Source organism: Paenibacillus sp. J22R67 (assembly GCF_059692175.1).
The window spans coordinates 1102761-1114959 of sequence record NZ_JCAUAX010000001.1 but is presented as its reverse complement, the minus strand read 5'-3'; the positions used below and the strand labels follow the sequence as shown (position 1 = coordinate 1114959).

11 protein-coding genes are annotated in these 12199 nt (G+C 44.6%); 6 read left to right on the top strand and 5 right to left on the bottom strand.

Translation table 11 applies throughout. From position 1 onward, the window contains the following. Positions 1-51 precede the first annotated feature (51 nt). The gene (locus tag AC58VC_RS05005) at positions 52-657 is read left to right on the top strand and encodes an S-Ena type endospore appendage (protein ID WP_497367706.1); all 606 of its coding nucleotides are present in this window, start codon (positions 52-54) and stop codon (positions 655-657) included. Between the two features lie 7 nt (positions 658-664). Here AC58VC_RS05005 and AC58VC_RS05000 read toward each other — a convergent pair whose 3' ends face one another. From AC58VC_RS05000 to AC58VC_RS04980, 5 genes are all read right to left on the bottom strand, one after another. Next, positions 665-1006: a DUF3992 domain-containing protein gene (locus AC58VC_RS05000; RefSeq protein WP_497367705.1), complete on the bottom strand. Its 342-nt coding sequence runs from the start codon at positions 1004-1006 to the stop codon at positions 665-667. A 27-nt stretch (positions 1007-1033) separates the two neighbouring features. Then, positions 1034-1411, bottom strand: coding sequence for a DUF3992 domain-containing protein (locus AC58VC_RS04995; RefSeq protein ID WP_497367704.1), 378 nt, complete (start codon positions 1409-1411; stop codon positions 1034-1036). A gap of 171 nt (positions 1412-1582) precedes the next feature. Then, positions 1583-3217, bottom strand: coding sequence for a type 2 periplasmic-binding domain-containing protein (locus AC58VC_RS04990; RefSeq protein WP_497367703.1), 1635 nt, complete (start codon positions 3215-3217; stop codon positions 1583-1585). Between the two features lie 24 nt (positions 3218-3241). Beyond that, positions 3242-4123 (bottom strand): carbohydrate ABC transporter permease, encoded by an 882-nt coding sequence (locus AC58VC_RS04985; protein WP_497367702.1) that lies wholly within the window; start codon positions 4121-4123, stop codon positions 3242-3244. A gap of 11 nt (positions 4124-4134) precedes the next feature. Then, complete coding sequence (locus tag AC58VC_RS04980) at positions 4135-4995, bottom strand: ABC transporter permease (protein ID WP_497367911.1); 861 nt, start codon at positions 4993-4995, stop codon at positions 4135-4137. Between the two features lie 355 nt (positions 4996-5350). Here AC58VC_RS04980 and AC58VC_RS04975 point away from each other — a divergent pair, with 355 nt between their 5' ends. From AC58VC_RS04975 to AC58VC_RS04955, 5 genes are all read left to right on the top strand, one after another. After that, positions 5351-7579 (top strand): AraC family transcriptional regulator, encoded by a 2229-nt coding sequence (locus AC58VC_RS04975; protein ID WP_497367701.1) that lies wholly within the window; start codon positions 5351-5353, stop codon positions 7577-7579. A 96-nt stretch (positions 7580-7675) separates the two neighbouring features. After that, the gene (locus AC58VC_RS04970; protein WP_497367700.1) at positions 7676-8383 is read left to right on the top strand and encodes a response regulator transcription factor; all 708 of its coding nucleotides are present in this window, start codon (positions 7676-7678) and stop codon (positions 8381-8383) included. Beyond that, complete coding sequence (locus tag AC58VC_RS04965) at positions 8380-9372, top strand: sensor histidine kinase (RefSeq protein ID WP_497367699.1); 993 nt, start codon at positions 8380-8382, stop codon at positions 9370-9372. The genes AC58VC_RS04970 and AC58VC_RS04965 overlap by 4 nt, the downstream gene beginning before the upstream one ends. 124 nt (positions 9373-9496) lie before the next feature. After that, the gene (locus AC58VC_RS04960; protein WP_497367698.1) at positions 9497-10270 is read left to right on the top strand and encodes an ABC transporter ATP-binding protein; all 774 of its coding nucleotides are present in this window, start codon (positions 9497-9499) and stop codon (positions 10268-10270) included. Beyond that, positions 10242-12164, top strand: a complete 1923-nt coding sequence (locus tag AC58VC_RS04955; RefSeq protein WP_497367697.1) for an ABC transporter permease — start codon at positions 10242-10244, stop codon at positions 12162-12164. The genes AC58VC_RS04960 and AC58VC_RS04955 overlap by 29 nt, the downstream gene beginning before the upstream one ends. The last annotated feature ends 35 nt before the right edge of the window (positions 12165-12199 follow it).

The following is a 12199-nucleotide window of genomic DNA, read 5'->3' as shown; positions in this document are numbered from 1 at the left end:
TCTAATATCAAGTATGCATCTGAAATAAAACATCTGAAGGGAGGGGGGATGATGCTGAAAAGGGGAAAGGGCAACAAGAAGAAAATTATCATATCTTTGAAAATTGCGTTTAGGGTTAAATACACATGCCGTTTGAAAAACAAACGAAAACGAACCTACAAACTGCGTACACGATGTGGTAAAAATAAAATGCCCAAAAGGAGACCTTCGCTCATTTTTCGCTGCCCTCCGAAACATTGCAAAGGCCAAAAAACAATTCCTTGGGCATATCCAATTAAAGTGCCAACTATAGATCCACCAACGAAAGGCGCCTCCAATTTGGTTGTTGATAAAGAGTGCTGTGGAAATATATTAATACAAGGACAGCAGTCTGGATTCTATATATGGGAAACGGATGTTGACTCCAATATCACGATTGCCCAGATCAGTATATTTTCGAGTTCAAGCAGCACACAAGCAATAGAGGTGAAGGTTGATGGTACAGAAAGTAAAATACTGTCTGTACCACCAGGCAGTACAATCAATTTTATAGGACAGGGAACCAAATCCATATTTATATCTGTGCAAGCTACGGAGATGACGTATGTGGAAGGGAAATATGTCATTTCAACAACGCTGCAGGTTCCCGCGGAATCCGATTGCCATAGCGAGGAATAAGTAGGTTTTATAGGTTATAACGTACGGTTATACAAAATTCGCCTTGCGCAGCTCCAGCAGATGTGAACGAAATACTATCAAATCGCCCAACAGTGAAAGCTGCACTTCCTCCTACAGGAATGAGAAGCGTTTGAATGGGAGCGACGATTCCTATTTTGAAAAAGTTAACGGTAAGTACGGTAGCAGCGGTGCCCGTTTCAAATTTCACATACCCTGTTCCATTAATGATACTGGAGATATTATCTGAAAAAATGGTTTGTGTATCTGCGGCAGTAAACAGCCAATTCGTGCATACTTTATCCTGCACAAATATTTTATCCGTGCAACAACTAAGTGCTGTATCACACATATACAGGTGTCCCTCCTTTTGTACCTTTTATTGGACTGGATAACGAGTTGTTATGCAAAACTCTCCTTGATAGGTGCCAAGGGTTGCGCCAGGCAAAGTTAAACGGATAGAACCGAAACGTCGATAAGTAAAAGATAGACTCGATCCAGGAGAAATTGTGATTGGAGTAATCATGGCAACTCCTGCACTATTCAGCAGATCAAACGTAATATCAGCAGGTCCAACGTCATATTGCAAATAGCCCGTTCCGACAATATTTTGATTAATGTTATTTGTAAATACCGTAAGTAGCACATCAGTGGCTACAACGGTGCCACTCCATGGTGTACATACCTTATCCTGAACAAAGGTTTTATCCGAACAGCAAGTTAAAGCAGTTGCAGATGCATTGGTATTACAGGCCATAGCTAAATACCTCCCATATTTATATTCTCAACTAGTTAATGCAGGCAATAACCTGCTTGCTTGGACAAACGACTTATATTGTTAAAATAAGGAAAAAAAAGGCCTTGCACAAATAAATAAAATCCCACGATATCGTTGGGATTTTATTTGTGATGAATATTTAGTTATCTTCTAGCGGGTTCCACCGGAATATCTCTCGTAAGCTGCTTTATAGATGGACATATATTGGGCTACGCCCATTTTATCTACACTAGCCACATACTTGTCCCAGTCGTCGAAGGAAGCTGTGCCGTTAATTAGATTAGCTTCGGTTTCGGTAATGAATTTCTGGATGTCAGCACCTTTGGAACTCATAAATGCCGTTTCCTCTTCTGTAAAGTTAAAGCTGTACCACATTTCTTTGATGAGGTTTTTGGAGGCTTTTTTACCCGCCTCGACGGATTCCGGCAGACTTTCAGAACCTTTGAAATATTTCTCCTGGACATATCCCGGATAACTGCCTCCAGGCCATGTTGTAAATTTGGCAACCGCCTGATCTAGGGTCAGTCCGTTTGGATTATTTTTCACTTCGTCTGTAAATTCGAGCTTACCGTCTGATTTTTGGGTATAAGTGGCATCTTTTTGTCCCATGAAATAGAAGGTAGCTCCTTCATCGCCATAGAAGTAATCCATCCAGCGGAGCGTGGCTTCCGGATTCTTGTTTTTATCAGTCATGACGAAGGCTCCTGGCCATGCGATAGGATTTTTCACGGATACATACAACTGATCCCCATGAGGACCTTTAAACGCACCAAGACCTACATACCCCTTCTGATTCATAACGGCTTGGGGATGAGGGACGAATGCCGATCCTAGTAGACCTTTCTCGCCTTTGGCATAAAGCGCCGTGTCCTTCAACGTGAAGATTTCCTTATCAATTAGTCCCTCGGAATATAGCTTGTTCATATACTGCAGCACTTCTTTGTATTGTGGAGCGGTCCGGTAGAACCTTAAATTGTTGGAAGCTGGATCTACGTCCACGTAAGGGTGAGCAACTGCGCCGCGATTTCCGAAGCCCCATCCGCCGCCGATGTAGCGTTGTATCGTTTGGATACCGAACATTCCGCTTAAAGGGACTTCGTCCTTTTGACCATTACCATTCATATCTGAATCTTTGACAGCCTTCAAATACGTATAAAATTCCTCTGTCGTTTCAGGTTCCTTCATATTAAGCTTATCCAACCAGTTCTTGTTTATCCAAAGCGGTGTGCCGATAAGCATAGGCAGGAATTCGGGACTATAGAAGGATGGCAAGGAATAGATACCGCCGTCCGGCATGGTCAATCCCTTTTTCAGATCAGGATACTTGTCCAAAAGCTTCTTGAAGTTAGGCGCATTCTTCTCGATCAAATCATTCAACTTGAGAAAGACGCCTTGGTTGCCGTATTTCATCAGGTCAGAGACAGGCACCCTCGCGGAATAGAAAGCATCGGGATAATCGCCGCTCGCCAGCGCCAGATTTCGTTTCTCTGTCAGACTTTCAAAAGGAATCAGCTGGAACTCAGCATCGATGTTAGACATCTTGGCATACTCTTTCCAAACGGTCGTATCTTCAAATTTATTGCCATTCTGCGGGGATTTGCCCGTAAACAATTTGAGTTGAAGCTTCTCATTCACAATCGGAAAACCGGTGGCATTCAGATTCTGTGCTGGTTTTTCATCCGATTTGGCTGTATTTCCTTTATTTTCTGCGTCTCCGCAGCCACTAATAACTCCAAAAGTAAGTATGGCGGATATGGCTAAGGCTGTCGTTTTGGTTGCTTTCATAATGAAACTACCTCCGATATCATATTATCCTTTGAGGGCGCCGACCATCACGCCTTTATTAAAATATTTTTGCAGGAACGGATATAAAATGAGAATGGGCAAATTCGCTACAATTACAATAGCATACTTGATGGATTCTACATCTAGCACGGAACTCGACAGGGATCCTTCAGATACGTCAACCATATCCTTGGTCTCTCCCTGTACGAGAATCTCTCGTAAAATAAGCTGGAGCGGGTACTTATCCCGATCTGACAAATAGATCAACGCATTGAAGTAAGCGTTCCAGTGCCCGACACTATAAAAGAGTACCATAACAGCCAAAATAGGCGCTGATAGAGGAAGCACAATACGCCATAAAATTCGTAGATTCGAGCAACCGTCAATGGCTGCGGCTTCCTGCAGCTCAAAGGGCAGTCCGTTCTGAAAAAAAGTACGCATCAGCATAATGTTCCATACGGAAACTGCGCCTGGAAGAACCATGACCCAGTAACTATTCAGCAGCCCGAGCTGCTTCATTAATAGATAAGTCGGGATCAGTCCACCGCTGAAGAACATGGTGAACACCATGAAACCCGAGATCCAATGTCTGCCGATCAAATTACGCCGAGATAGAGGGAAAGCCGCTGCTACGGTAAGCGCAACATTGATAGCTGTCCCGCTAACTGTATACAGAATCGTATTGCCGTAGCCTTGCATGATCTCCTTGTTTTGAAACAACTTCTCATAACCTCTCCAAGATAGATCCTTCGGCCAAATCCAGATATCTCCATTCAGGACCAGCTGTGGGCTGCTGAAGGAGGCAATCAGCACAAAATACAAAGGGTAGAGCACGATTAGCACCACAAATAACAAAAAACAATATACCAATATGATAAAAATTCGGTCCATCCAGCTTTGATTCATCGATTGTCTCCTTACCATAGGCTGGTCTCACTTACTTTGCGGGCGATGGCGTTCACCACAACCAGCATCACGAAATTGATCAACGAGTTAAACAGGCCGACTGCCGCAGAGAAACCATACTCCGCTCCGAGTATTCCGCTTCGGTACACATGCGTGGAGATGACGTCGGAAGCCTGCATATTCAGAGCGTTTTGCAGTAAGTAAATTTTCTCGAATCCGACGCCGAGTACCGTACCCATATTCAGAATGAGTAAAATAATGATGGTCGGTCTTAGACCTGGCAAATTAATATGCCAGATACGCCGAAGTCGGCCAGCGCCGTCCATTTGTGCGGACTCATGCAGATGGGGATCGATGCCAGCCAAGGCAGCGAGATAGATGATGGAATTCCAGCCCATTTGCTGCCAGATGCCGGAAGTCACGTACATGCTTTTGAACCAGCCTGGATTCGTCAAAAAGGCAATCGGTTTAAAGCCCATCCAAACAAGAACATGATTGACGAGGCCGTTTTCGTGCGATAGGAAGATCATCATTAACCCAACTACGATTACAGTAGAGAGAAAATGAGGGGCGTACAGAATGGTCTGAATCCATTTCTGATATTTTTTTCGCCTGATCTCATTGACCATCAGCGCCAATACTATGGGGACAGGAAAGCCTGCGACGATCTGATAAACCCCGATGGACAACGTATTGGTTAGAATTCTCCCGAAATAGAAGCTTTCAAAAAAGCGCTTGAAATGATCGAAGCCGATCCAGGGGCTCCCCCAAATTCCTTTGGTCACGAAGTACTGTTTGAAAGCAATCTGCAATCCGTACATAGGCACATATTCAAAAAGGATGAAGAAAGCAACCACTGGAAAGAGCAACATATATAAATCCCAATTTCGCCTAACTTCCTTCCAATGTTTTCCCCAGCTCTGTCCAGTAGTTTTTTTCTTCGGATACGCCTTACCGCCCGGTATTGTTTGCTCCAAGAGTCACACCTCCTTTCTTCATTTTCAAGGTTGATCATAGACGGTGAGCGGTAGAAATGAAATTGACTCTTTTTTAGGCAATTGACAGATTCTTTGATTCTTCAGGGAGAGAAATAGGCTAACTCCTTACGGATACGTGGTTTTGGTGACTTTAAGATGAGGATGATAAGGTTTTGTAAAGGTGTTGCTTGTTGCTTTTACGACCTGCTAGCATTGAACATATGAGATTTAGTGGGTAAGGAGGGGCATCATGGAACTCTTGAATCAGAAAAGCAAATCGTTTCTCGTTCGGATATTTATCAGCTTTTTGACAATTATTACGCTGTTATCCGTTTTTAATTTTGTGTTATTTTCATTTTTTCAGCAGAATATCAAGCAGGAGATCATTCGGTATAACGAGCGTATGCTGACTCAGGCTGCGGAAAATTACAACAGCCATTTAAACCGTCTGAGAACCGTACTTTTCCAGATGTATCATGATAATTCAATTACCAAATTTAATGCGCAGCTGCTTGCCAACGAAAACGGAGACGCCAATTATTATTTGGTAGTCGATATGGTGCGAAAGCTGCGGGAAACGGCTGGGAATCCTTTATTTTACTTAGACAACCTTATGGTGTTATATCGCTCGAATCTATTCATGGCGGACAAGGAAGGCAGCAGTACGGAAGTCGCTCTGGATGTCGAGCCGAACTTTCATCCACCGTATGATTTGGCTTACTGGGAGAAGGAATTTGAGCGCCCAAGGAACTATTTCTTGCACCCAGCGAAGGATTATCCATTAGATAACTTCAGTAAGGAGCAGAAAACTTACATTCCGTTCTCGTTTAAGCTGCCCGGTGCGAATTATGAATTAATCGCTATGTTAGATGCAGACAAGTTGAATCAGACGCTGATGGGAGATGTCCCGTTTATCATTCAAACCGAGGAAGGCGAGAATCTCTATCGTTCCCATTCATCGGCATCTATTGAAGCAATGCCAGTTTTTGCACCCGGCGACTCCTATAAGCTATTCGATAACAACTATTTCTTTGTCCATGAGGACTTGGAAAACCATCTTCGTTACGTAACCGTAGTTCCGTATGCGAACATTGCAGCACAGATCTCGAAGCTTAGGGTGACTCAGATTATCGTTTTGTTGATTTCCATAGCCATTGCTATGGTCATGTCTTACTGGTTCAGTCGACGTCTCCAGTCACCAGTGAAACGGATTATCGCCTCTTTGCAGCATCCGGAAGATCAACATCTACGGATGGACTCCACCATTTATGAGTTTGAAACGATTAGCCATCATATCGACAAACTGTCGGAAGAGCGGACAAGAATTCATGACGAGTTGAAAAATAGTAATTCCCTGCTGACTAATTATGGCTATATCGCTAAGCTAAAATCTCTGCATGTGGGCATCACGGAGCTGCGCGAATTTGCCCAGGCGGAAGGGCCGTTCACGCTGGTTCTGTATCAGTTAAATGCAAGAAGTATGGAAAGACTCGGCGAGGATATCAAACGTTATATCGGCGAATACATTGAAATTGTCCTTTCCGAGTATGGGCTGAATGCCTATACGTTCCAGATTGAGAACGATCAGATTATCTCAGTTGTTTTCGGGCAGGATCAAACGGACCGGTTGACGGAAGCGCTTCAGCAGGTCAAGGAGACACTGGATAAAGACCGTCAAACCTGTCTGATGATGATGGCAGTCAGCTCTGTTTTCGAACGGAGCGTCGAGCTGAACATGGCCTATGAGCAGGTATCGGGCATGCTCAAGCAGGCACGTCCGCTGGATGAAACACAAATTATCTTCAAGCAGGAGTCGGTTGCCTTCTTATTTGTTTTTACAACGGAACAGGAGCAGGAGATGCACGCTCACCTGCAAGCAGGCAACGAAAAGATGTGCCTGCTTGCCATCCATCGGATGCTTGATGCGATGGAGCGAAGTCAGGCGACATTGGCGCAGTTTCGCCATTTCAGTGAGGGATGGGCTTCCCGTATCGTGAAATCAGTGGAGCAAAATGAAGCGGATAGCGCGGTCAGGAACCAGGTCTTAAGTCTGCGAAAGCAATTGGAGTTCAGCTTTACCTTGATGGAGTTTCAGCAAATCTTCGACTCGCTGATTCCTATTTATGCGGAGTGGGTACGTAGGAAGAAGGAGGAGAAAGACGAAGTTATCGCTTTTGTGATGAAAACGATGGAGACCCAATATTCAGAGGACATTTCATTAGATTTCATCGCGGAGTCACTGGATATGTCCAGTGCTTACTTGTCCGTCTACATTAAAGAGAAGACGGGGGCAAATTTCAGTGACCATATGAATCGAGTGCGGATTCAGAAGGCCAAGGAGCTGCTTGTCGGCTCTAATCTCAGCATTCAGAATATCGGGGAACAGATCGGCTACCGCAACGGCACCTCATTCATAAGGATGTTCAAGAAAATAACCGGAGAAACACCTGGCGAGTTTCGCCGCTGTCAGACGGTGTAATGATAGGCATGGAAGTGAGCGGAGCTGCGCGAGTTTGCGGGCTCCTTTTGCTTTCTGCCCAAATGTTGTAGAATTTCAGGGAATGGAGATGCTTAGATGTATAAGATTATGATCGTTGAAGATGACTCGAAAATTGCAGAGATGCTTCAATTCCATATTCAAAAATATGGCGACACGGGCATTGTTGTCCGTGATTTTGAACATGTGCTAGAGCAGTTTAAGGAAATTGGCCCTCATATTGTCGTTCTTGATATCAATTTACCCAGTTACGATGGGTACTACTGGTGTCGTCAAATCCGCTCCATCTCCATATGCCCGATCATTTTCCTATCCGCACGAAGCGATAAAATGGATCAGGTGATGGCGCTTGAGCATGGAGCCGATGATTATATGACAAAACCGTTCCATCATGAGGTCTTCATGGCCAAGATCCGCAGCCATCTGCGACGTGTATATGGCGATTATGCGCCTAAGATGGAAGAACGAGTGGTTGCACAGGATGGGTTAGTGCTGTATCCGGAGCGGATGGAGCTGCATTTAACCGACCAGAAGGTGACGTTGACCAAGAAAGAGGTCATCTTAATGGAAGTTTTGCTTGAACGCAGTCCGCGGCTGGTCAGTCGAGAGACGATTCTGGACAAGCTTTGGGATAATGTTACGTTCGTAGATGAGAATACGCTTAGTGTAAATATGACGAGAATCCGTAAGAAGTTAACCGAACTTGGTATCCCGGATGCACTGGAAACGGTTCGAGGATCAGGGTATCGGCTTAATCCAATCTGGAAGGAAGAAAGAGGATTATGAAGCTGTTTCTCCGTGAACATGTCATGTTCGTATGTTTCACGCTTGTCCAGTTGTTCGTGGTCCTGTTTGTTGATTGGTTGGATGGCTATCAACATCCCGCAACGGCCTTGTATGCGGGATTTTTGGGCATCGTTTTTATGCTTGTGTATATGTTACTTCAATATATTCGTCATCGCCGCATGTATGAACGCTTATCTCAGTCTAATGAAGAGAGTTATCCTTCTTTCCCAATCGCAGATTCGTCTGCCATTTCCCAGGCTTTGAAGCAGCTGATGGATAACCAATACGGGCATTACCAGCTGGACATGAAAAACTGGGAACGCAAGCAAGAGAAACATGTCTCTTTCATGAACCAGTGGGTTCATCAGATGAAAACGCCACTTTCGGTGATTGAACTAATTACCCAAGATGAGGATGATGAGCGTCTAGATAGTATATCGGAAGAGTCCGAACGGCTGCGCCAGGGATTAGAGATGGTGCTCTACATGTCAAGGCTGGAAACATTTGCGCAAGACTTCAGCGTGGATGTCGTTACGTTATCGGATGTCATTAACGAGGTTATTACGGACTACAAAAGGCTTTTCATCCGCAGTCAGGTATACCCCGAAATGCTGGTAGATCCCAATCTGACTGTTCAAACAGATGCCAAGTGGCTGCGTTTTATTATCCAGCAAGTGTTATCCAATGCGATCAAGTACTCAGCAGGCAGCCACAAGAAAGTGACGATTTCGACTTCCGCAGCTGATCGTACGGTGCATTTGGAGATTCAGGATCGTGGAGTAGGTATTCCACAATCGGATATTAACCGCGTGTTTCGGCCTTTTTTCACGGGAGAGAATGGTCGAAGATTCAAGGAGTCTACGGGTATGGGCTTATATGTCGTAAAGGAAGTTATCGATAAGTTGAATCACAAGATAGAGATACAATCTGAAGAGGGAAAAGGAACGACCGTAACGATTGCGTTTCCTTATGCGATTCGGAAGGGATGACGGGGCGATGCTTTTCATCCTTTTTTTGAACCTTACAAAGCTGTTAGGTAACTGAAAGGATAGTCGATAGGAGAAAGGGGAACGCTGGATTACACTACTACTAGAGAAAAGGAGATGAGTGCACATGGAAATTCTAAAAGTGACGGATCTGAATAAAACATACATGGGAAAAGTCTCCTATGAAGCGCTGAAAAGTATTGATTTGACCATAAACAAAGGCGAGTTTGTTGGCATTATGGGACCTTCGGGAAGCGGGAAAACAACGCTGTTGAATGTTATTTCCACGATAGATGCCCCTACTTCGGGACAAGTGCTTATTCATGGACAACAGCCGCATCTGCTATCCCCTAATCAGCTGGCCTTGTTCAGGCGGCGTGAGCTTGGCTTTATTTTTCAGTTCTTTAATCTGCTTCCTACCTTGACGGTCAAGGAAAACATGGTGCTTCCCCTAGCACTGGACGGGATTGGCCACCTGGAAATTAACGAGCGAGTTGAGCGCATGGCCGCAAGGCTGGGGATCGAGCATATTTTGAACAAACGCACGTACGAGATTTCGGGAGGCCAGGCACAACGCACTGCCATTGGCCGAGCGCTGCTCCATCAGCCCAAATTAATTCTTGCTGATGAGCCGACGGGGAATCTGGATTCCAAAGCTGCCCGCGATGTCATGGGTGTGCTGACAACGTTAAATCGGGAACAAGAAGCAACGATGATGCTTGTCACGCATGATGCCGTGGCTGCGAGCTATTGCAATCGCGTCGTTTTTATTAAAGATGGCATGTTGTATCATGAGATCCATTGTGGAGATAGCCGGGAAGCCTTTTATCAGAAAATCGTGAATGTCCTTTCACTGTTAGGAGGGCATGGGCATGACATTTCGGCAAATCGCTTTTCATAACATTTTACGGAATAAAAGAATATATGTGGCCCATTTTTTGAGCGGCGCATTTGCCGTGATGATCTTTTTTATCTATGCGATGCTGTTGTTCCATCCGGACCTGCAAGGGGAACTCGCATCAACGAGTGAAACGATCGGACATTTGAGTACAATTGGATTGAAAGTATCCCAGTATTTAATCTTTATTTTCTCCTTTCTGTTCCTGCTGTACTCCGTCAGCTCGTACTTAAAGACAAGGAAGAAGGAATTCGGCATCCTGATGATTCACGGCATGTCGCCGCGGCAGCAAAATGGCCTTATTTTTACCGAAAATATGATGATTGGACTAGCTTCTATCGTTGCTGGAATTGCTAGCGGACTCGTCTTTACGAAGCTCATCTTGTTGCTAAGTGCCCATATTTTGGCGATTAAAAAGGGACTATCCTTTTATTTCCCGGACAAAGCCATGTGGACCACAGCCGGAGCGTTCTTGCTCCTGTTCCTGCTGGTTTCATTAGTCACAACTCGGTTGGTGCGAACAGGTCAACTAGTTGATTTGTTTCAATCCGAAGAGAAACCAAAAGAGGAGCCCAAGGCGTCCACAGGCTTGTCGCTGTTAGCAATCGTGTTGATCGGTATTGGATATAGTCTGGTTTTTTACTTCGTAATCGAGCGAATCTTTTCCTTAGTGCTCTTATCCTTAGGGGTATTATTTACGATAGCGGGGACATATTTCTTATTCACACAGCTTAGTGTGTTCCTCATTCAGGCTTACAAGAAGCAGGAACGGCTATTTTATAAAAAAGTAAACCTGATTACGATCTCCGAATTAGCCTACCGTGTCCGTGATAATGCGAGCATGTTCTTTATGGTGACCATTGTGTCTGCTGTAGCTTTCACCGGCATTGGAGTGTGCTTAGCGCTTGGCAATCCGGGCTTGTCGCAAATGACCAATCCCTTTGCCTTTACGTATGTGACTCAGGCGGGACACAGCAAGGAGACCTCGAATGTTGCCGCTATCGAGAAAGCATTGAAAGAAGGACAATTCCCTTATGATAGAATCTTGATTACGCCGAAGTACTCAGAAGGAATGACGCTTCTCAAACTTAGTGATTATAATCAGCTGGCCAAAGCGCTGGGTTATCCGTCAGAAACATTGGAGAATGACCAAAAGGCGCTGGGCGTACCCTCCACAATCGAGGAAAAAAATGACATTGCCAAGCATAAAGACATGCCCCGAACGAAAGAAGTTTTATTAAGGGAAAACAGCTACGTTTTGGATATGAAAAAGTATGTGCCGTATCTCGTAACACCTACAATCTTAAGGGGAAATCTCACGGTGGTTACCGATTCCTTCTATAATAAAGTGCCATTTGATGAGCTTGGAGAACGGAGGTATTATACGTTTGCTTTGAATAATTGGGAAGAGAGCAAGGAGATCTCCAAACAATTGGTTCAATCGGTTGGGGAGGATCGTGAGGAAGGCAAGTACTTTCTGACACAGCCTCTTGTTCTAGAGTGGCTTGAAGCGAAGCAGAAGAACGGCATTTTGCTGATTATTAGTGTTCTGGTAGGCGTCGTCTTCTTCACGTTTGCGGCTAGCTTCCTGTACTTGCGGCTTTATTCAGATTTAGACCGGGATCAGAAACAGTTTCAGTTAATGGCAAATCTAGGATTAAGCCGTTCGGAGCTGAAGACGATTGTAACCCGTCAATTCAGGGTTATGTTCTTTATTCCGCTGCTGATGGCTATCCTGCACAGCACAGTCGCGTTCACTGCTCTGCAGCAGCTAGTAGATTTTAGTGTTGTAAAAGGGGCGATTACGATATTTGCGGCTTTCGCTATCATCCAAGTGGTGTATTACTATACAGCACGTTGGCGTTATATGGATCATTTGTATCAAAAATTAACGTGACCCATCTTCATGGGTTGAAGCGATTAAGGAGCATA